General features: G+C 57.8%; 16 protein-coding genes and 1 pseudogene. 8 read left to right on the forward strand and 9 right to left on the reverse strand.

All coding sequences use genetic code 11. The annotated features are described in order from the left end of the window. Positions 1–22: 22 nt before the first annotated feature. The 3 genes from MHZ89_RS12740 to MHZ89_RS12750 are packed head-to-tail and all read right to left on the reverse strand — an operon-like array spanning position 23 to position 3,099. Positions 23–838 (reverse strand): carbohydrate ABC transporter permease, encoded by an 816-nt coding sequence (locus MHZ89_RS12740; RefSeq protein WP_311783278.1) that lies wholly within the window; start codon positions 836–838, stop codon positions 23–25. Continuing rightward, complete coding sequence (locus tag MHZ89_RS12745; RefSeq protein ID WP_120455270.1) at positions 838–1,710, reverse strand: carbohydrate ABC transporter permease; 873 nt, start codon at positions 1,708–1,710, stop codon at positions 838–840. The genes MHZ89_RS12740 and MHZ89_RS12745 overlap by 1 nt, the downstream gene beginning before the upstream one ends. 57 nt (positions 1,711–1,767) lie before the next feature. Continuing rightward, positions 1,768–3,099, reverse strand: coding sequence for an extracellular solute-binding protein (locus MHZ89_RS12750; RefSeq protein WP_311783279.1), 1,332 nt, complete (start codon positions 3,097–3,099; stop codon positions 1,768–1,770). 552 nt (positions 3,100–3,651) lie between these two features. Between MHZ89_RS12750 and MHZ89_RS12755 the strand changes: the two genes are divergently transcribed. Together MHZ89_RS12755 and MHZ89_RS12760 are read left to right on the forward strand one after the other, a co-directional pair. After that, positions 3,652–4,251, forward strand: a complete 600-nt coding sequence (locus tag MHZ89_RS12755) for a GNAT family N-acetyltransferase (RefSeq protein ID WP_311783280.1) — start codon at positions 3,652–3,654, stop codon at positions 4,249–4,251. A gap of 12 nt (positions 4,252–4,263) precedes the next feature. Beyond that, positions 4,264–5,355, forward strand: coding sequence for an ABC transporter ATP-binding protein (locus MHZ89_RS12760; protein ID WP_311783281.1), 1,092 nt, complete (start codon positions 4,264–4,266; stop codon positions 5,353–5,355). Between the two features lie 56 nt (positions 5,356–5,411). Here the strand turns inward: MHZ89_RS12760 and MHZ89_RS12765 are convergent, their stop codons facing one another. Both MHZ89_RS12765 and MHZ89_RS12770 read right to left on the reverse strand, forming a co-directional pair. Continuing rightward, complete coding sequence (locus MHZ89_RS12765) at positions 5,412–6,530, reverse strand: ROK family transcriptional regulator (RefSeq protein ID WP_311783282.1); 1,119 nt, start codon at positions 6,528–6,530, stop codon at positions 5,412–5,414. A 45-nt stretch (positions 6,531–6,575) separates the two neighbouring features. Next, positions 6,576–7,487, reverse strand: coding sequence for a BadF/BadG/BcrA/BcrD ATPase family protein (locus MHZ89_RS12770; RefSeq protein ID WP_311783283.1), 912 nt, complete (start codon positions 7,485–7,487; stop codon positions 6,576–6,578). Positions 7,488–7,765: 278 nt separating this feature from the next. Between MHZ89_RS12770 and MHZ89_RS12775 the strand changes: the two genes are divergently transcribed. Continuing rightward, a complete protein-coding gene (locus MHZ89_RS12775; RefSeq protein ID WP_311783284.1) occupies positions 7,766–8,923 on the forward strand; it encodes a Gfo/Idh/MocA family oxidoreductase in 1,158 nt (385 codons plus the stop codon). A 98-nt stretch (positions 8,924–9,021) separates the two neighbouring features. Here MHZ89_RS12775 and MHZ89_RS12780 read toward each other — a convergent pair whose 3' ends face one another. Beyond that, positions 9,022–10,263 carry an MFS transporter gene (locus MHZ89_RS12780; RefSeq protein WP_311783285.1) on the reverse strand — a complete coding sequence of 414 codons (1,242 nt, stop codon included), beginning with the start codon at positions 10,261–10,263 and terminating at the stop codon, positions 9,022–9,024. Between the two features lie 388 nt (positions 10,264–10,651). Between MHZ89_RS12780 and MHZ89_RS12785 the strand changes: the two genes are divergently transcribed. Both MHZ89_RS12785 and MHZ89_RS12790 read left to right on the forward strand, forming a co-directional pair. Then, positions 10,652–11,242: a hypothetical protein gene (locus MHZ89_RS12785; RefSeq protein ID WP_311783286.1), complete on the forward strand. Its 591-nt coding sequence runs from the start codon at positions 10,652–10,654 to the stop codon at positions 11,240–11,242. A 282-nt stretch (positions 11,243–11,524) separates the two neighbouring features. After that, complete coding sequence (locus MHZ89_RS12790) at positions 11,525–13,915, forward strand: glucose/quinate/shikimate family membrane-bound PQQ-dependent dehydrogenase (RefSeq protein ID WP_311783287.1); 2,391 nt, start codon at positions 11,525–11,527, stop codon at positions 13,913–13,915. 44 nt (positions 13,916–13,959) lie between these two features. Here the strand turns inward: MHZ89_RS12790 and MHZ89_RS12795 are convergent, their stop codons facing one another. The 3 genes and pseudogenes from MHZ89_RS12795 to MHZ89_RS12805 all read right to left on the reverse strand — a co-directional run bounded on the left by MHZ89_RS12795 (position 13,960) and on the right by MHZ89_RS12805 (position 16,596). Beyond that, positions 13,960–15,162, reverse strand: coding sequence for an MFS transporter (locus MHZ89_RS12795; protein WP_311783288.1), 1,203 nt, complete (start codon positions 15,160–15,162; stop codon positions 13,960–13,962). Between the two features lie 107 nt (positions 15,163–15,269). Further along, positions 15,270–16,158 (reverse strand): annotated as a pseudogene (locus MHZ89_RS12800) (LysR family transcriptional regulator). A gap of 69 nt (positions 16,159–16,227) precedes the next feature. Then, positions 16,228–16,596 (reverse strand): helix-turn-helix domain-containing protein, encoded by a 369-nt coding sequence (locus MHZ89_RS12805; protein WP_103793698.1) that lies wholly within the window; start codon positions 16,594–16,596, stop codon positions 16,228–16,230. 186 nt (positions 16,597–16,782) lie between these two features. On the opposite strand from MHZ89_RS12805, the gene MHZ89_RS12810 reads away from it, so the two are divergent. From MHZ89_RS12810 to MHZ89_RS12820, 3 genes are all read left to right on the forward strand, one after another. After that, entirely contained in the window at positions 16,783–17,442 is a 660-nt protein-coding gene (locus MHZ89_RS12810) for a response regulator (RefSeq protein ID WP_120455248.1), read from the forward strand. Next, positions 17,439–18,794 carry an ATP-binding protein gene (locus tag MHZ89_RS12815; protein ID WP_311783289.1) on the forward strand — a complete coding sequence of 452 codons (1,356 nt, stop codon included), beginning with the start codon at positions 17,439–17,441 and terminating at the stop codon, positions 18,792–18,794. Before MHZ89_RS12810 ends, MHZ89_RS12815 begins: the two co-directional genes overlap by 4 nt. Before the next feature lie 275 nt (positions 18,795–19,069). Then, positions 19,070–19,936 (forward strand): nucleoside-specific channel-forming protein Tsx, encoded by an 867-nt coding sequence (locus MHZ89_RS12820; RefSeq protein ID WP_311783290.1) that lies wholly within the window; start codon positions 19,070–19,072, stop codon positions 19,934–19,936. The last annotated feature ends 141 nt before the right edge of the window (positions 19,937–20,077 follow it).

The raw sequence follows: 20,077 nt of genomic DNA on the forward strand, positions 1-20,077 counted from the left end.
GCTCCATATGACATCTTACGCATCACTTCACGGCGCCTTCGGTCACGCCACTGATAAATTTCCTCTGGAAAATCAGGAACACCGCTATCAGCGGCATAATGACAATCATCGCGCCCGCCATCAGTACCGGAATATCGATGGTGTTTTTGTTCTGAAAAAACATCATGCCAATCGGCAGGGTGCGCAGTTCATCTTTGTTGACCAGAATGAGGGGAATAAGGAATTCGTTCCAGGTCCAGATAAAGAGTAATAGCCCAAGCGTCGACAGCGTCGGCCAGATAGCCGGTACCAGGATACCCCACAGGATTTTGATCCGCGACGCGCCGTCCATCACCGCAGCTTCTATCAGCTCTTTCGGCACCTGCTGAAAGGCGCTGGCGATCATCAGCGTGGTAAACGGCAGCGACAAAGCGATTTGCGGCAGGATCAGCGCCAGGTAGGTATTCGTCAGTCCCATCCAGCGCAGTTCATGATAGAGCGGAATGATAAACGCCTCGCTCGGCAGCACCATACCGAGCGCCAGCAGCGCTGCAATCCCTTTTTTACCGGGGATTTTCAGCCAGGCGAAGCCAAACCCTGCCAGAATCCCAAGCAGCACGCTGCACAGCACCACTGGAATAACCACCAGCACCGAGTTAAGGAAGTAGACGTTAAAATGCCCCTGTTGCCAGGCGGTCACGTAATTTCTGAAGCTAAACGAGGCGGGCAGCGTGAACACGCCCTGAAACAGCTCCATCTGGGTTTTGAAGGAGGTCATCAACGCCATCAGAAACGGCAGGATAGTCATCAGCGCGACAATCCAGATCAGCGCGCGTGAAATCACCAGCGTACTTCGCATCAGTAACGCTCCTTTAAAGCCAGATGTATCAGGTAGTTAATCCCTAGCACGATCAGCATGCTGAACACCGCTACCGATGAAGCATACCCAAAGTAGTGCAGGTCAAAGCCCTGCTTATACATAAAGATATTGGTGACCATCGTCGACGTGCCCGGCCCGCCCTGGGTCATCACATAGACCAGATCAAACGCTTTCAGGCTGGCGATAACCGTCAACAGCAGCGCGATCCGCAACTCGGGCCGCAGGCCCGGCAGAGTGATTCGCATAAACTTCTGGCGACGCGAAGAGCCATCCAGATCGGCGGCCTCCAGCAGAGAAGGATCCATCCGCTGCAGCCCCGCCATAAACAGCACCAGGCAGAAGCCGAAGAAGTACCAGGTAGCGACTAATCCGACGGCGGGCAGCGCCCAGGTAAAGTCACCGAGCCACGACATCGCCAACTGCGGCAAGCCGATAGCACGCAGTACCTGATCGATTGGACCAAACGCCGGGTTATACAGCCAGCGCCAAACGACCCCCAGCACCGCCATCGGCATGATATAGGGCAGAAAAAAGAGAATGCGCAGCACGCTTCGTTCGCTGTTACTGCGCGTGTCATACAAAAAGCTGCACAGCAGCAGGCCCACGCTAATGGGCAACAGGGTATAGAACAGCATCAAAATGGCGTTATTACCTAGCGCAATCCAGAATACCGGATCGCTGAACATGCGCAGATAATTGCTGACACCGCTAAACAGCGGCAGCGAGGTGCCGTCCCACTCGGTAAAGCTGATGCCCAGCGAGGCCAGCAATGGAAAGAGCAAAAATACCGCATAGACCAGCACCGCAGGCAGAACATAGAGAAAATTACGCCAACCGCTTAGATTCAACATAACCGTACTCGTGGCTCAGAACGACACTCAGGCCCGGCAATACGCCGGGCCACCGGCTTAATGTTTCAGGGTTTTTAGGTAACGCTGATAGTTGTCGTCAAAATTAGCGATCATCTGGTCGGCCGTCTGGCGGCCGGCCAGCAGCAGCTGAACATTCTGATTCAGCTCGGCATTCATGGTTGGCGTCGCCCAGTCAACGTAGTGGCCGAGGCCGTCATAGTCGTTGAGCGTCAGCCACACCTGATACGCCTCCGCCAGCAGCGGATTGTCCGCCGGCATTTTGGCCGTCTTGTTAGTGCTGGCAGGCAGGAAGCCGATTTTCAGCCAGCGGTCAGCCATCTCATCCGACACCATATAGTTAATAAATTTCGCCGCCGCATCCTGCTGCTCTTTACCCTTCGCAGTGCTGGTGACGGAGAAGGCCAGATCGGTACCGCCCACCATCAGCGGCTGCTTCACGCCGTCACCGGCAGGCATGGCGGCAAAGTGAATATCTTTATTGTCTTTAAACTGGCCGAGGTACCAGGTGCCGCTCACCAGGAAGGCCGCCTGATTGTTCTGAAACAGCGTCGCGGCGTCATCGTGACCGATCCCCTGGAAGCCCGGGAAAAAGTAGCCGTTGTCGGTCCAGCGCTTCATCATGGTGGCGGCCTTTACCAGCTTGTCATCCTTAAAACTGCCGCCGACATCGTAGATCAGATTGTCCAGCGTCTTACGGTCGTGGCTTTCTATTTGCGCCTGCCACAGCGTGCTGAGCAGCTGCTGACCCATGTTGCCATCCAGCAGGCCGAGCATCATCGGCGCGGTGCCCTGCTGTTTCAGCTTCGCCATGGCGCTCTCCAGCTCAGCCAGGGTTTTAGGAACCGCAATGCCCGCTTTATCCAGCAGCGCTTTGTTGTAGTAAAGCCCAACCATTTCACCGAGGCTGGCAACGCCGTACAGTTTGCCGCTGCCAAATTCGCCGCTGTCAGACCAGCGGTTACGTTTAAGAATCGAGTCGGGGAAGCGTGTGGTCCAGCCGTCGGCGCTGGCGTAGCTATCCAGCGGCACCAGCAGTTTATCTTTCACCAGCGAGCCCATATCGCCGCCGCCCTGATTCACCTGGGCGATCTGCGGCCCGTCACCAGCGGTGAGCGCCAGCTTGAGCGGAATACGCGTATCTTCAAACGAGTGCACCGACCGGTTAATCACAATGCCTGGATTCTGCTGCGAAAAGGCTTTAAGGCCCTCGTCCACGGCGGCTGTCTGCTGCGGATAGTTGTAGATATCCCACTCATTGAGAGTGACGGCGGCCTGCGCGACGTGCACGACGCTGCCCGCCAGCAAGCCTGCCGCCAATAGCCGACCCACATTGCGAATTCGGAACGAACGAACTGAGGAAACAGACATTATGCTCACCTTCTCCAGACCAGGGTCGGCATCCTTTCATCTCACCACCCGCCATCCCGCAGGCTGAAGCCTCTTACATCACACGCTTATCCATACTTACTTTAATAAAAAAATAAAGTCAAACAGCCAGCCGGTGAAATTGCAGCGCTGTGAGCACGCGCAAATAAACAGCACTGTGGCGGCAAAATCAGCATGCCGCGCTGGCTATCTGCGACGTGACCGCAGCGGAACGCCACCCGAGCGTCTTTCCTCAGCACAAAATACCAACGTCAATAATGCTAAATAAACCCATGATAAAACATATGAAAATCCTATCGCGCTCACATTTTGCCGTTTTCTCCGCTCTGAAAGACAGCCTCAGACGCCGCGTGTCGTGCGTGTTGGCGATCACAGTTGTGAAAGGTGATACCGGTAAAGATTGCCGGATCCGATGCGTTAGTGCGATAAGATAATTATTCTATCTTGAAAACTAAGTCCACTTTCACTAACGTAACTTTTCATCTGCGGGCCGGTTCATCGACTAGCCCTCTCATCCACTTATGAGAATGCATTATGGCGAATCAAGGTGTCATTCGTCCGGCCACCCCGGCGGACTATCCGGCGCTCTACCGCATCTGCCTGGAGACAGCCGATGCCGGAGGCGATGCCCGCGCGCTTTACTCCGATCCGGACTATCCCGGCCAGCGGTTTGCCGTGCCCTATGCGCGCTTCGCGCCTGATTTTGCCTTTGTGCTGGAGATCGCCGGCGAGGTAATGGGTTATGTGGTAGCCGCGCCCGATACGCGTGCTTTCGAGGCGCAGCTGCAGGCGGAATGGTGGCCGTTATGGCAGGAGAAATATCGCCAGCGTACCGCCAGCGCGCCGCTCGATAATAAAGTGCTCGACGCCATCCGTCAGCCCGACAGCGCGGCTGAGGCGCTGGTGGCGCAGTGGCCAGCGCATCTGCACATTAACCTGCTGCCAGCGGCGCAAAAAGGGGGCTGGGGACGCAAAATGATTGAGCATGAACTGGAAGCATTACGGGCGGCAGGCGTCAGCGGCGTTCATCTTGGCGTGAGTCTGCAAAACGAGCAGGTCTGCGCTTTCTATCAGCGCATGGGATTCACGCCGATCATGCGCAGCAACGCCATTTACATGGGCCAGATACTCTGAGTGAGGTAGCCGATGACCAGCCTGCGCTTGCAGAATGTGAAGAAGTCTTACGAGCACGTCAATGTCATTCATGGTATCGATCTGACGATCAACAGCGGTGAGTTTGTCGTATTTGTCGGGCCTTCCGGCTGCGGTAAATCGACGCTGCTGCGCATGATCGCCGGGCTGGAGGAGATCAGCAGCGGGCAGTTGCTGATTGAGGAACGGGATATGACGCAGCAGCCCGCCACCGAACGTGGCATCGCCATGGTCTTTCAGTCTTATGCGCTCTATCCCAATATGACGGTGCGCGGAAATCTGGCCTATCCGCTTGAGGTGATGAAAAAATCAAAGGCGGAGATTGCCGAGGCGATTGAGCAGACGGCGGCGCGTCTGCACCTGACCGAACTCCTTGACCGCCTGCCGCGCGCGCTCTCCGGCGGACAGCGGCAGCGCGTGGCGATTGGTCGGGCGATCATCCGTCGTCCGCGGATTTTCCTGTTCGATGAGCCGCTCTCTAATCTGGATGCGGAATTGCGGTTGCAGATGCGGATTGAGATTGCCCGGCTGCACGCCTCGCTTGGCAACACCATGATATATGTCACGCACGATCAGCTGGAGGCAATGACGCTGGCTGACCGCATTGTGGTGCTGCGTCAGGGCCGCATTGAACAGGTCGGCGCACCGTTAACGCTTTATCACGATCCCGATAACCTTTTCGTCGCCGGCTTCATCGGTTCGCCCAGGATGAACTTCCTGCACGCTGAAATCAGCGCGGTTGGCAAAGGCGAAGTGCAGCTGCGGGTGCCGGAACTGAAGATTAACAGCCTGGTACTGCGCATTGCTGCGCCCTGCCGCGAGGGGCAAGCGGTAACGCTGGGCATTCGGCCGGAACATTTTCAGCCGGTGATGCAGACGTCAGAGGCGTTGCGCTTTCAGGGTGAGCTGTCGTTTAGCGAAATGCTCGGCCACACCAACTATCTCTATCTCGACATTGGGCGTGAACAGATGCTGGTAGTTGAAGAGCGCGAAGCGCATGCGCGTGAGCTGGGTGCACAGGTAGAACTGGGCATTTCCGCCGATCATTGCCTGCTGTTTGACGAGCGCGGAGAACGGCTGCGTTAAGAGAAGCGAACAGGAGATTCGGGCGCTGCGGCGCCCGTTTTCTTTGACAGCCAGTATCAGGTTACCGGCTCTTCATCGGCCTGCGCTGCCAGCAGGTCAAGCAGGCGGTTAACGGCAAAGCCCGCCGCCCCCAGCGCCCACATGCGGTTTGACTCGGTCAGGAACTGCAGCGGCGTCATATGCGGCGTCAGCTTTAGCCGATAAGCCTGGAAGCTCTGGGTGATGTGATCGAGGAGAATACGCGACGCCATATGCGGCTCCATCGCCAGATACACTACATCAGGATCGTAGGCCACCGACAGATTTGCCAGCGAGATCCCCAGCTCACGCCCCGCCTCTTCCAGCGCTGCCAGCACCTCAGGCGTCGGACGCTGATCCAGCGACTGCAGTGTGGTTAGCGCAGTTGGCTCGTGCTCCGCCACCCGCTGCAAAATAGCGCGGGAGGAGGCCACGTCCTCCAGCAACCGCAGCGAGCCGTCGCCGACCAGCCCGTTACCAATCTCACCCGCTTTGCCGTGGCGCCCCCGGTAGAGCTGGCGATTGAGGATGATCCCGGCACCGATGCCCTTGCCGTAGGTGGCAATAACCGCCGACTGAGCCGTGCCGAGCTGGCCAAATACCAGCGCCGCCATCGCCATCGCGTTGGCATCATTTTCAATAAAGACTGGCAGTGAGAAGCGTTCCTCCAGCTGACGCGCGATCGGCACGTTCTCCCAGTCGAGTACTTTCGAGCGGATGCAGTAGCCGTTTTCAGCATCTACCAGCCCCGATAACGCCAGACCGATAGCGCCGACCCGCTTCTCTTCAACGCCGCGCAGGAATTTTGCCAGCGCATCGCCGAGCTGGCGCGGCGTCAGGGGACCAGAAGGCATCTGCTGTTCGCCCAGCAGATTGCCGCTGAGATCGGTCATCACGATGAGGTTACGTTCAGCGTTGAGCTGAATGCCGATTACGCTGGCACGATCGGGGTTGAGACCCAGCAGCGTTTTTGGCCGCCCCATCGACACGCGACGCAGCCCCAGCTCCTGCACAATCTCTTGTGCCAGCAGGCGATTGGTTGCCTGCGAGACCGTCGACATACTCAGGCCGCTGCGGACTTTAAGATCGGACTGGCTAATCGGCGCGTTTTCAACAATCAACCGCAGAATACGCGCGGTCACGTTGGGAGCGGTCATAAATTCCTCGGGTTATATCCCTGTCGTTAACCAGCAGGCTTCCGGTCAGTGACTGGGTAGCTGTGCCGGAGTGACGTTATCGGACGATAAAGCAGGATGCGCGCGGGCAAGCTTCAGCGCTCCGCTTAATGCGTCACCCTGCGGCGTCACCAGCCAGGCCTGAATATCGGCTGCCAGCCAGCGATGAATCGGCGCCGCCAGTCCGCCCATTAGCGCCACACGCCCGGAGCTTAGCGCCGTCAGCCGATGCACCATCAGGCCGATATCTTCAGCCGTCTGCCGCAACAGATCCTGCGCATGATGGTCACCGGCAGCAGCGGCGGCGAAAACCTGCGGCACCACTCGCGCCCAGTCAGCGGGCGCGGCCGTACGGGTCCACAGCAGCATGGTTTCCGGGCTGTGTCCAAATTGTGCCATCAGCTGATAAGTAAAATCGGTTTGCCCGACAATCGCTTCGTGAGCCAGCAGCGCCAGGCGAAGCGCACGGCGGCCCAGCTCCGCGCCCGATCCATGATCGGAGAGGGCAAAGCCCCAGCCGCCCAGCAGCGTAAAGCGTGCGCCATCCCAGGCGGCGCCCTGGCTACCGGTGCCGGTAATGAACACCGCGCCAGGCTGCCCGCCATGGGCGCCCGCGCAGGCGATCTCTACATCGCTGACCACCTGTAAAGCCGCGCATGCTGGCTGCCAGCTGGCCAGCCGCGCCTGTACCGACGCGACGTTAGCACCAGCTAATCCGGCGACCAGCGAGGTCTGTGCCAGCATCTTTGGTGACAGTCCGGCCTGTACAAATACCTTATCGATCAGCTGCCCGACGCTGGACAGGGCAGCCTCATACTGCGACCAGACGTTGGCAGGCCCGCCAGCGGCCTCCGCCAGTACCGTACCCTGAAGGTCGGTTAACCGCGCGCGACACTGGGTGCCGCCACCATCAATGCCAAGGAGATAGTGTGATTGCACGCGTTTTCTCCCGCCTCCACTGGTTAAGAGTTGTAGCCATAATGAGCGAACGATAGGGGAAAAAAACTTAAATCGCAATAACAAATAAATATCGCAAAAAAATATCCTTATTTTCGTCTTAATTTACATAAAGATAATTAAAAAGCCCTCTGCAAATTTCGCAGCGCGATATTGACATTACTTTTTCTACCGTAATAAGTTGGCGTTCAGATTATCAACAGCCGCGCCTGGCTATGAGCGGGCTATGCGCTATCCGATTTCAGGATCAGGGGTTTAACATGAAAGTAGGCATTATCGGTCTTGGCTTTCGTCTGTCCCACGTCATTAAAGAGTTCAACAACGCTGACGACGCCTTCTCAGTGGTGGGCTATTACGACCCGGCGCCCGCCGGGCTACCTAATCTGCACAGTTTTGGTATCGATCCGGGAGAGGCGTTTGATTCGGCTGAGGCATTACTGCAACACGGCGGTATGGATGTGGTGTTGGTGGGCTCACCTAATTTTCTCCATCTTGAGCATGTGGGTCAGGCGCTGGCGGCGGGCTATACCGTCTTTACCGAAAAACCGGTGGTGATCAACGAACAGCAAACCATGGAGATGGCGAAGCTGGTACGTCAATATGGCGAGGCGCGCATTCTGGTTGGGCTGGTACTACGCTATTCGCCGCTCTATCACGATCTGCTGGCCGCACGCGACGCTGGGCAGCTGGGTGAAATCACGTCAATTGAGGCGACGGAGCATATCAAGCCTTATCATGGCGCGTTCTTCCAGCGCGACTGGCGGCGGCTGGAAAAATATGCCGGTCCCTACATTCTGGAAAAATGCTGCCACGACATCGATCTTTATCAGGGGCTGATGCAGCAACGACCGGTGCGGGTGGCCAGCTTTGGCGGCCGTAAATCCTTTACCCCGGCGCATGCGCCGCAGGGGGCGGTAACTGCTGATTCCGAGGTCTATCATATTAAGCCAAGCGGCTGGTCAAGTACCGATGCGGTATTTGACAGCGATGCGGATATTGTCGACTACCAGACCGCCCTGATTGAATACGCGGGCGGAGCTACCCTCGCCTTCCACGCCAATCTCAACGTGCCGGATGAGTTCCGTCGCTTCTGCGTCATCGGTACCGATGGCATGGCGGAAGGCGATTTCGTTCGCAACTATTTCCGCGTCCACAATGCGCGCAGCGGCGAGAAAGAGGTCGATACCGCTTACAGCGGCAATGCTTACGACGGCCACTACGGTGCCGACGCGCTGATGGCGGAAGAGATTGTAAAACACATTAAACAGGGAACACCGCTGAAAGTTTCAGTCGTGGACGCGCTGGAAGCGGGCCTCACCGCCATAAAAATCGATGAGGCGCGCAAAACCCGCAGCGTAGTGGATATGCGCGAAAGCTGGCAAACCTTTGACGCCAACCTGGGAAAAACAGGGGCCTGATAGCCCTCTCCTGAGGCGCGCCGTCCCCCGTCGCGCCTTAGTCTGCGATTAGCGGTATGACTGGAAGCTCACTGTCGCCGGCCCATGGGCCGGCTTTTTTATGCGGAATCGACGTCATTCTCCAGCTTCTGGCGCTTGCGTAAATGCGGGAACAGCGCCATCCACAGCCCCACCACTACCAGCGTGCCGATGCCGCCAATCGCCGCGGCGGGCACTGCGCCGAACCAGGCGGCCAGCATCCCCGACTCGAACTCGCCGAGCTGGTTCGAGGTATTGATAAAAATGGCATTAACCGCGTTAACGCGGCCGCGCATATCATCCGGCGTATCGAGCTGCACCAGCGCGCCGCGGATCACCATGCTTACCATATCGAATCCGCCGAGCGCGGCCAGCGCCAGCAGCGACAGCCAGAGCTGGGTGGAGAGCGCAAACACCAGCGTGGCGATGCCGAATCCCGCCACCGAGCCGAACATGATCATACCGACATGTTTCTCCAGCTTATTGCGGCTCAGCCACAATCCCACCAGCAGGGCGCCCACCGAAGGCGCGCCGCGCAGCAGACCAAGCCCCCAGGGGCCAGTGTGGAGAATATCCTGGGCAAATATCGGCAGCAGCGCCGTCGCGCCGCCGAGCAACACGGCGAAAAGATCCAGCGAAATCACGCCGAGCACATCTTTACGGTCGCGGATAAAGCGCACGCCGGCAAAAAGGTTCGGCAGATTCATCGGCAGACGCGTCTGCGGCGGACGCTCATAGCGCAGGCGGGCCACCAGGAAAAGCGACAGCAGATAAAAGGCGGCAGAGACGCCATAAACCACGTCTGGTCCGGCGACATAGAGCAGACCGCCCAGCGTGGGGCCGACAATAACCGCCGCCTGGCTCCCAACCGACGTCGAGGCCATGGCGCGCGCAAGAATAGCGGGCGGCACCAGCGCAGGCAGCATCGAGGTAATTGCGGGCCACTCCAGCGCTTTCGCCACCGAGATAAGGAACACCAGCCCCCAGATTTCGATTTTGCCTGCCCACTGAAACAGGGTTAACAGCACCAGCGCCCCTAGCGCGACAAACTCTATCAGCTGGCCCAGCAGGACGATGCGGCGTCGGTCGAACTGATCGGCCAGATGACCGGCAGGCAGCGCCAGCAGCACCGACGGCAGAAACTGCATCAGGCCAATAATCCCCAGCGCCATAGCGCTGCCGGTAAGGGCGTAGATCTGCCAGCTGATGGCGACGGAGAACATCTGAAAGCCAAACGATGAGCAGGTGCGCGCCAGCCAGAAAGCGACGAACGCCCGGTGTTTTAACAGCGAATCATCCGCTGTCGATGCCATAGAATCCATAATATATCCCGTTGATCACTCTGCCGGCTCACGTCATAGCGTGAGCCTCTCTTTTTTATCCGCGCAGGCGAATGCGTAGCACAGCGTGCTTGATTTCACGCCCCCTGGCAATGTCGGGATGTGCTTTGTCAGGCGGGTAAAATGGCACGTCTGGCATTGGGTTAATTACTGACTATTATCAGACTATTTATTTCCAGAAACCCAGAATTAGTACCAGAAAATTATTAAAGGTTTCATTATAATGTCTGCTAATTGCCGCGCGGCAAGGCGCATAAAAAGGGTGACGCCTTTAATAATTCCGTTTTATATTGAGTCCAGCAGTAACCTGAGCGTTACCTTGAAAAACAATTTTCAATTTTGTCCGACTTTTTCTTTTAACCAGAGATGCATGGAAAATAGCTTGTACAATCCATATGTTACTGAAAATATTCTCTGCCCGGCAGGTACGCTGCTGGGTTTTTGTTATTCAAAACCTTACTTACTGGATGATGTTAAAGAAACCAATAATAATACCGACATAGTTGCGTGGACGAATCATTCTGCAAATGAAGCAGCCTTAATGATTATTCCCGTCGCGGTAAAGCAACTTAAACAAATCATTGCCGCGCCGGAACAATATTGTAACTGGCAAAATTCACGGATCCGTCTTGCCATTAACTATGAGACTCTGAAAGAGTGCCGCCTCGCTTTGCCTGAAATAACAAATATTTTTCACTTCTGGCTACTCGACTTTGCCCCGCCCGGCGCTGACTGGCGGCTGATAGAATCTTTTCCTTTTTCCGGCATCGTGTTAAGCGAAGATTTCTTTAACGCTAATTATCAAAAATTCACCTTTCCCTTTTTATTATCTTCATTTGCTGAAAGAGACATTAAGGTTATTGTCCGCAGCGCTCAGCCCGCGCCGCCCGCCGAGGTGATGAAGGCGTTGAATATATCTGGCTGGCAGCAGCAGCGACGCGCAGGCTCCCTGCTTAGCTGAATTACCGAGGAAAAACCCAACCGCTAGCGTTATGGGCGCAGGCTTCGCGCCATAACGCAGCGTAAAACCCCATAAAATGTCGTCCTAATTACGCGCTCAAGCGCAAAGCGCTAAAAAAATCAAACCTCTTAACGTTTTTGCTATAAAATTTAACTCACATGGACTGCGTTGCTCACGGAAAGAGCAGCATTGAACACCTGCTTTCTTACGTACTTTATGACGTGAAAACAGCCTAATGCGTTGTTTTCTGTGTTTTTATGGCAAAAAAACGAGGTCGACATTATGGGGAAAAGTTCCTCATCTTTTGGCGTAATTCGTTTCCTGACGGTACTGTTCGCATTCCTGACGGGCGCGTTTATGCTGATTGGCGGTGGTTGGTTAGCCGCTATCGGAGGTTCCTGGTATTACGTTATCGGCGGTGTGGTTATGCTTATCACCGCTTATCTGCTGTCACGTCGCAAAAGCACCGCGCTGGTTCTCTATGCGCTGCTGCTGATCGGCACCCTGATTTGGGGCGTGTGGGAAGTCGGTACTGACTTCTGGGCCCTGGCGCCGCGCACCGACGTGCTGGTGATCTTCGGCGTCTGGCTGATCCTGCCCTTCGTTTACCGTAGCGTAAACGCTGGCAGCAAAGCCGCGCTGGGCAGCATGGCTGTGGCGCTGATTGCCAGCGCTCTCGTGCTGGCCTATGCGGTGTTTAACGATCCGCAGACGGTGAACGGCAAGCTGCCGGAAACCGCGCAGAACGCCACGCCAGCACAGCCGCTGAGCAATATCGACGACGCCGACTGGCCCGCCTATGCGCGTGACCAGCAGGGCACCCGCTTCTCCCCGCTGAAGCAGATCAACGAAGGGAACGTGAAGAACCTGCAGGTTGCCTGGCAGTTCCAGACCGGCGATCTGAAAACCCCGAACGATCCGGGTGAAATCACCGACGAAGTGACGCCGATTAAGGTTCGCGACACCCTCTATCTCTGCTCGCCGCACCAGATCCTGTTCGCGCTCGACGCGACCACCGGCAAGCAGAAGTGGAAATTCGATCCGGGCCTGAAACCGAACCCGACCTTCCAGCATGTCACCTGTCGCGGCGTCTCTTACCACGAAGTGCCTGCTGCGGCCGATGCTGCTAACAGCCAGCCTGCGTTCTGCTCGCGCCGTATTTACCTGCCGGTAAACGATGGTCGCCTGTTCGCGCTGGATGCGGAAACTGGCGCGCGCTGCCCTGCCTTCGGCAACAACGGCGAGCTGGATCTGCAGCACAAGCAGCCGGTTACTACCTCCGGTCAGTATGAGCCGACCTCACCGCCGGTTATCACCGATACCACTATCGTGATTGCGGGCGCGGTAACCGATAACTACTCGACCCGCGAGCCGTCAGGCGTGATCCGCGGCTTCGACGTTAACACCGGCAAACTGCTGTGGGTCTTCGATCCGGGCGCGAAAGATCCTAACGCTATCCCGGCTGACGAACACACCTTCACCATGAACTCGCCGAACTCCTGGGCGCCGGCGGTTTACGATCCGAAACTGGATACCGTTTACCTGCCGATGGGCGTTTCTACCCCGGATATCTGGGGCGGCAACCGTACGCCGGAGCAGGAGCGTTATGCGAGCAGCGTGCTGGCGTTGAACGCCACCACCGGTAAGCTGGTATGGTCCTATCAGACCGTACACCACGATCTGTGGGACATGGACCTGCCGTCGCAGCCGACGCTGGCCGATATCACCGATAAAGACGGCAATACCGTTCCGGTGATCTACGCCCCGGCGAAAACCGGCAACATCTTTGTGCTGGATCGCCGTACCGGCAAGCCGGTTGTACCTGCGCCGGAAACCCCGGTTCCGCAGGGTGCAGCGAAAGGTGACCACGTTTCGCCGACGCAGCCTTACTCCGAGCTTACCTTCCGTCCGAAGCAGAATCTGACGGACAAGGATATGTGGGGCGCAACCCTGTATGACCAGCTGGTGTGCCGCGTGATCTTCAAGCGTCTGCGCTACGAAGGTCCGTTCACTCCGCCGTCCGAGCAGGGCACGCTGGTGTTCCCGGGCAACCTGGGCATGTTCGAATGGGGCGGTATTGCGGTCGATCCGCATCGCCAGATCGCTATTGCCAACCCGATGGCGCTGCCGTTTGTTTCTAAACTGGTGCCGCGCGGTCCGGGCAACCCGATCGAGCCGCCAGAAGGCGCGAACGGTGGTTCAGGCACCGAAACCGGTATCCAGCCGCAGTACGGCGTGCCGTACGGCGTAGAGCTGAACCCGTTCCTGTCGCCGTTTGGTCTGCCGTGTAAACAGCCGGCCTGGGGCTACGTTTCTGCTGTCGATCTGAAAACCAATGAAGTCGTCTGGAAGAAACGTATCGGCACCACGCGCGACAGCGCGCCGGTTCCGCTGCCGTTCAAGATGGGTATGCCGATGCTGGGTGGCCCGATCGCCACTGCCGGTAAGGTGTTCTTTATCGGTGCGACCGCAGATAACTATCTGCGCGCTTTCAGCACCGAAACCGGTGAGCAGCTGTGGCAGGCGCGTCTGCCGGCTGGCGGCCAGGCGACCCCGATGACCTATGAAGCGAACGGCAAGCAGTACATTGTCATCGCAGCAGGCGGTCATGGTTCCTTCGGCACCAAGCTGGGCGACTATGTTATTGCCTATGCGTTGCCTGATGAGAAATAAGCCTCGTTGAGGTGATTAAAAAAGCGGACTTCGGTCCGCTTTTTTTATTGCTGCTCCTTCCGGCTTTGCCACCAGTTTACCGCCCCGCACAGCACCATTACCGCCGCCGTCAGCAAAAATACCGGCCGCATGCCGAACGCCCCGCCAATAAAGCCGCCGAACAGCGGGCCGCTTACCTGGCCGATATACTGCGCCGAGGTAGAGTAGCCAAGCATACGGCCGACCTGCCCTTCCGGCACGCTGTGCCGAATAATCGCCGTGATGCAGGGCAACAGGCCGCCCAGCGCCATCCCCATTAAAAAGCGCAGCACCACCAGCTGCCACGCGGCGGTAATAAACGCCTGAGGAATAAGCAGCATCGCGCAGACCAGCAGCCCGGCGCTCAGCACGCGCCAGTGGCCGATACGGTCAGCCAGTTTGCCCAGCTGCGGCGCAGAAAGAATGCTGCCCAGCGCGGCTGCGGCCATCACCAGCCCGGCGGTAACGGTGACGGCGTGCTCCCCCTGAACAAACTGCCCGACATAGAGCGTGATAATCGGCTCAATCGACATATTGGCGAAAATCAGCAGCATCCCCGACAGCCACATCAGCCTTACTACGCCGTGATTGAGGTGGCCCGACCTGCTGTCGGCGCGATGCGTCGCCGCAGGCTGACGCGGCAGCTCTTTAAGCAGAAACGCGGTCGCCAGGAAGGCGAGAAAAATCACGCCGCCGGTCAGCCAGAAGGTATGGCGGATGCCAATCAGCGGCGGCAGCACGCCGCCTAACAGCGGGCCGACGACATTGCCCGCCATAATCCCGGATGAGAGCACGCCGAGCGCCCAGCCCGTCTGCGCCTTCGGCGTCTGGGAGGCCACCAGAATGGTTGAGCCGGAGGCGTAGCCGCCAAGCAGCCCCGCCAGCAGGCGCAGCGCCACCAGCTGCCAGGGCGCGCTTGCCATGCCGATCAGTGCCATCGCGATCGCCATGCCGAGGCTGGCGCGGATCAGCATCAGCTTGCGGCCATAGCGATCCGCCAGCCTGCCCCAGAGCGGTGCGGTCAGCGCGGCGCTGAAGAAGGTCGCGCCATAGGCCAGCCCGGACCAGCGCGCGATGGCCGCCGGTTCCGTCACGCCAAGCTGACGCACATAGAGCGGCAGAAACGGCAGCAGTAGCGTCATCGCCACGATAGTGCTGAACGAGCCCAGCACGCAGACCCATAAGTTACGTTTCCAGATTTGCGCGTCTGGCGCGGCGATCGCTTCCATAAAGCCCTCCGTCTTATTTGACCTTCAGGCTAGCGGCGTTGATGCGCGAACAACAGTCCCGCCGCGATAATTACTCAGCGCCGCCCGCTGTTGCCAGACAGCAACAATCAGCCGCTCAGCGCGGCGATAAGCGCGTCGCACAGCAGGCTGATCGGCGCGGCGGGCTGTGCCTCTTTCAGCAGCAGATAGCTCTGCAGGCGATCCATCTGCCACTCCGTCAGCAATTGGGTGATTTCGCCGCGCGCCAGCGCCGCCTGCGCCATATAGGAAGGCAGATAGGCGATGCCGCTGCCCGCCTGCGCGGCGTTGAGCAAAGCCATGCTGTTGTTGGCGCGAAAGCGGCTGCGCACGTCGATCGCCAGTCGTTGCTTATCGCGGCGAAAAGGGAGCGCGGCGGTATGCGCCGGGCCGTGAAACATCAGCAAATCGTGACGCGGCAGCATATCGGGATGGGTAACGGGCGGGCGCTGCGCCAGATAGTCCGGCGCGGCGTAGAGTCCCCAGTCGATATTACCTAACACCCGAACGTGCGCCCCCTGCGGCGCGCGGGCGCGAATAACAATGGCGATATCGACCTGCTCTTCCAGCCGATCGCTGCCGCGATCGGTCAGGTCGAGATCGACGTTGATATGGATATGGCGACGCAGAAAAGGATTGAGCGCTGGTACCACGCACTGGCAGCCGTAGGTGACCGGCGCCTGCAGCCGCACGTTGCCTGCAACGTTCTGATGCAGCTGCTGGACAAAGGCGTCGGCGCGATGCATCTCCGCCAGCATGCGGGTGCAGAAAGGATAGTAGGCCTGACCCAGCTCGGTCAGTGCCAGTTTGCGCGTGGTGCGCTGCAGCAGCTTAAATCCCAGCCGCACCTCAAGCCGGGCGATCTCCCGGCTGACGTGGGATTTCGACAGGCCGAGCGCGCGCGGCTTCGCTGAAGCTCCTGCACTCCACCACGCGGGCGAACATCATCATCGCCGTTAAGTTTTCGCTGTTATCCATGATTGTCTTTGTCCGCCGGAAAAAAGCAGACTAAACAATTCAGCGATCCGTTACACCTGTTTGCTGACCTTAGCTCGCCATCGCCAGCGGGAACAGCAGCCGGTCCGGCTCGACGCGCCGTTGACGTCGCAGCTGCCCTGGAGTCACGCGGAAATAATTTTTAAAGGTGCGCGTATAGGCCTGCTGGGTATCGAAACCGTAGTTCATCGCCACCTGCAGAATCGCCTCGTTGCTGTTCAGCAGCAGCAGAGCGGATTCGGTCAGACGGCGCTGGCGAATATACTCCGCCAGCGAAAAGCCGGTATGCTGACGAAACAGACGCTGCAGGTGCCAGCGGGAATAGCCCGAGCGGCGCGAGACCTCATCCAGATGCAGATCCTGACCTAAGTTGTTTTCAATCCACTGCAGCAAACTACGAATAAATTCGCGCTGATTCATGAGTTCCTCCTGATACGGCATGATCTTCAGTGAACCCACTTTAACGCAGGAAATTTATCCCTTAATTAGCGGAAAATTAGCGCAGAATTAGCATCGCGCGCCGCAGGGCGCGCTGTGCGGCAGCTTTAATTCTGTGCTAATAATCCCGGCGTAAACTGCGGCTACTTATCAACGAGGAGATTTTTCATGCGCGTGCTACTGGTGGAGGATGATGAAATGATCGGCGCCAACCTGCAGCAGGCGCTGGAAGCCACAGGCTGGTCGGTTGACTGGGTGCGCGACGGCGTTTTCGCGCATCACGCCTGGAGCGAAGGTGACTATACCTGCGTGCTGCTCGATCTCGGCCTGCCGCGCGATGACGGCCTGCAGGTGCTGAAGCGCGCGCGCGGACGCGGCGATACCACGCCGGTGCTGATTTTAACGGCGCGCGATACCGTGGCGCAGCGCGTGCAGGGACTCGACAGCGGCGCCGATGACTACCTTCTGAAGCCTTTCGATCTGCAAGAAGTGCTGGCGCGCATGCGCGCAATTACCCGGCGTCGCCACGGCGCGGCGGACTCGCTGCTCGGCAGCGGCGACGTACAGCTGGATATGATGACGCGCGAAGTGCTCTATAAGGGTCAGCGCGAGCAGCTTACCGCGCGCGAATATGCGCTGCTTTACGCTCTGCTGGAGCGTCCCGGCGCGATCCTGTCGCGGGAACAGCTGGAGAACCGCATCTACGGCTGGGGTGAAGAGGTAACCAGCAACGCGGTCGATGTGCTTATCCACGGCATGCGCCGCAAACTCGACAATGACGCCATCCGCAACGTGCGCGGACTCGGCTGGCGCGTGCCTGCATTATGAAACCTTTTACCTTTATGCGCTCCCTGCGTAATAAATTGCTGAGTACGCTGCTGATTATCCATCTGCTGATGATTGGCGGCGTCACCTGGTACTTCTTCAGCTGCTACGGCGAGATGATTGGTACCATGAAGGATGACCAGCTGTCGAAAATCGCCGACGCCTGGGCGACCAATAAAGAGATCCCGGCGCTGATGCCGCTGATGCTGCACGCCGACAAGGTCAAAAGCGCCTATGTGGTGCAGCTGTGGGACAGCAACGGCAAGCTGCGCGCCAGCTCCTGGCCGGAGCTGCATGCGCCGCTGCAGGCGGAAAAAGGGTGGCACGATATCGACGTCGGCGACTGCAACGAGTGCGCCTGGCGTATCTATACGCGCCCCGGCGAGCCGGGCAGCGAGATCAAGACCATTCAGGTTATGCATAACCTGAGCTATATGCGTTCCGTAATGGTACAGCGCGCGCTGTCGGCCATTATCCCTATGATTTTAATGATGCCGCTCTCGCTGCTGGTGATCTGGCTGGTGGTGCGCAAAATAACCCGCGATCTGCGCGTCGCGTCGCGTGAAATCGCGGCGCAGGAGACGCTGCATCCTCATCTCGTCTCGCCGGAAGGACTGCCGGACGAGATCCTGCCGCTGGTGGAGGCGTACAACTCGCTGCTCAATAAGCTGCGCGCCGCCTGGTCGTCGCAGCGCCAGTTTCTTGAGGACGCCGCGCACGAGCTACGCACGCCGGTGACCGCGGTAACGCTGCAGCTGGAGAACCTGCGTCAGCATATTCAGCCCGGCGAAGCGAGCCGCCAGTTCGATCAACTGGAGGCAGGCGTCACGCGCACGCGCCATCTGGTGACGCAGCTGCTTAATATCTCTCGGCAGGAGGATAAAACCGTCGTTGCCTCGGTTGAGCATATTGAGCTGGAAGATCTGCTGAAAGAGAGCATTGAGCAACTGATGGTGGTGGCCGATAAGCGCGGCATCGATATCGGCTTTAACGGCTCGACCCACTATCGTCTGCAGGCGAGCCGCTCCGAGCTGCGCAGCCTGTTCGATAACCTGATCGGCAACGCCATGCTGCACACGCCGGAAGGCAGCCTGGTGGACGTGCTGCTGCACCGCGTTGGCGATCGTACCGTGGTCGATATCGTCGACAATGGGCCTGGCATGCCGGAAACCTTTATCGATCGCGCCTTTGATCGCTTTACTCGTGCCCCCACGGTGAAGGCGCAGGGCAGCGGTTTAGGGTTATCAATAGTGCGCAGCGTGGCGCAGAAACACCATATCCAGGTTGCCCTCTCCAACTGTCTCAACCCTCAAGGCGTTATCTGCGGTTTGCAGGTTCGCGTCACCCTGCCTTGAATTTCACGTTCGCGCGCGATGCCGACAACGTAAACGGTTGCGGCGTTCCGTTCGCTGCTGCTTATTTTCGTGATGAACTTCACAATTTCACGTAAATGCAATGCAACACATTTTGACAAACGTGAGCAAAATCTATTTTCTATCGCCCTGTAACGGTCAGGCTACGCAGGCTAGAAACCGGCAGTAAAAAACGGTTACATTTCCGCCGCCCTACTCTGGGATTGATTTCACCTTGACTGCGTTCAGGCGTGGTCGAAAGCATGTGGTTAATGAGAATGACATTTAAAACCTTGATAGCAGGAGCCTTGCTGGCGACCTCTCTGGCTGGCAGCGCGCACGCCGCCGAAAGTGATCCGCAATATCTTTCCGACTGGTGGCACCAGAGCGTTAACGTGGTAGGCAGCTATCACACCCGCTTCGGGCCGCAGTTCAATAATGATGTCTATCTGGAATATGAGGCTTTTGCCAAAAAAGACTGGTTCGATTTTTACGGCTACCTCGACCTGACCAACTTCTTCGGCATGGGCAACAGTAACGCCAACGGTATTTTCGACCACGGCTCGCCGATGTTCATGGAAATTGAGCCGCGTTTCTCTATTGATAAGCTGACCGGCACCAGCCTGGCTTTCGGTCCGTTCAAAGAGTGGTATTTCGCCAACAACTATATCTACGATATGGGCCGCAACAGCGATAACCGTCAGAACACCTGGTATATGGGTCTCGGCACCGATATCGATACGCACAGCGACGTTGGCCTGTCGCTTAACGTTTACGCCAAATACCAGTGGGAAAACTACGGCGCGGCGAATGAGAACAGCTGGGATGGCTATCGCTTCAAGGTGAAATATATGGTGCCGATCACCACGCTGTGGGGCGGCAACCTGAGCTATATCGGCTTTACCAACTTTGACTGGGGTTCTGACCTGCGCGACAAGTCAGACGCTTCGCGTACCAGCAACTCCATCGCATCCAGCCATATTCTGTCACTGGGTTACGATCACTGGCATATCTCTGCCGTGGCGCGTTATTTCCATAACGGCGGACAGTGGGCGGACGGTCAGGAGCTGAACTTTGGCCGCGGGCCGTTTGAAGTGAAATCGACCGGCTGGGGTTACTACCTGGTGGCGGGCTATAACTTCTGATAAAACAGTCAAGCGCACCTCACTGACAAAGTGGTTAGCCTGAGCCGAAGAGCAAAGCGTCCCGCGACAAGGATGTCGCGGGCCGAGCGCGCAGGGATGCCTTGAGCGTCTTTGCGATCGGATCAGGCTAACCGCGTGAGC

The organism is Pantoea sp. ACRSB (assembly GCF_022346905.1).
GTDB lineage: Bacteria > Pseudomonadota > Gammaproteobacteria > Enterobacterales > Enterobacteriaceae > Pantoea > Pantoea piersonii.

Excerpts from the sequence above, each read along its gene's own strand:
- MHZ89_RS12740 (WP_311783278.1), bottom strand. The coding sequence starts at position 838 with ATGCGAAGTACGCTGGTGATTTCACGCGCGCTGATCTGGATTGTCGCG.
- MHZ89_RS12745 (WP_120455270.1), bottom strand. The coding sequence starts at position 1,710 with ATGTTGAATCTAAGCGGTTGGCGTAATTTTCTCTATGTTCTGCCTGCG.
- MHZ89_RS12750 (WP_311783279.1), bottom strand. The coding sequence starts at position 3,099 with ATGTCTGTTTCCTCAGTTCGTTCGTTCCGAATTCGCAATGTGGGTCGG.
- MHZ89_RS12755 (WP_311783280.1), top strand. The coding sequence starts at position 3,652 with ATGGCGAATCAAGGTGTCATTCGTCCGGCCACCCCGGCGGACTATCCG.
- MHZ89_RS12760 (WP_311783281.1), top strand. The coding sequence starts at position 4,264 with ATGACCAGCCTGCGCTTGCAGAATGTGAAGAAGTCTTACGAGCACGTC.
- MHZ89_RS12765 (WP_311783282.1), bottom strand. The coding sequence starts at position 6,530 with ATGACCGCTCCCAACGTGACCGCGCGTATTCTGCGGTTGATTGTTGAA.
- MHZ89_RS12775 (WP_311783284.1), top strand. The coding sequence starts at position 7,766 with ATGAAAGTAGGCATTATCGGTCTTGGCTTTCGTCTGTCCCACGTCATT.
- MHZ89_RS12780 (WP_311783285.1), bottom strand. The coding sequence starts at position 10,263 with ATGGATTCTATGGCATCGACAGCGGATGATTCGCTGTTAAAACACCGG.
- MHZ89_RS12785 (WP_311783286.1), top strand. The coding sequence starts at position 10,652 with ATGGAAAATAGCTTGTACAATCCATATGTTACTGAAAATATTCTCTGC.
- MHZ89_RS12790 (WP_311783287.1), top strand. The coding sequence starts at position 11,525 with ATGGGGAAAAGTTCCTCATCTTTTGGCGTAATTCGTTTCCTGACGGTA.
- MHZ89_RS12795 (WP_311783288.1), bottom strand. The coding sequence starts at position 15,162 with ATGGAAGCGATCGCCGCGCCAGACGCGCAAATCTGGAAACGTAACTTA.
- MHZ89_RS12805 (WP_103793698.1), bottom strand. The coding sequence starts at position 16,596 with ATGAATCAGCGCGAATTTATTCGTAGTTTGCTGCAGTGGATTGAAAAC.
- MHZ89_RS12810 (WP_120455248.1), top strand. The coding sequence starts at position 16,783 with ATGCGCGTGCTACTGGTGGAGGATGATGAAATGATCGGCGCCAACCTG.
- MHZ89_RS12815 (WP_311783289.1), top strand. The coding sequence starts at position 17,439 with ATGAAACCTTTTACCTTTATGCGCTCCCTGCGTAATAAATTGCTGAGT.
- MHZ89_RS12820 (WP_311783290.1), top strand. The coding sequence starts at position 19,070 with ATGACATTTAAAACCTTGATAGCAGGAGCCTTGCTGGCGACCTCTCTG.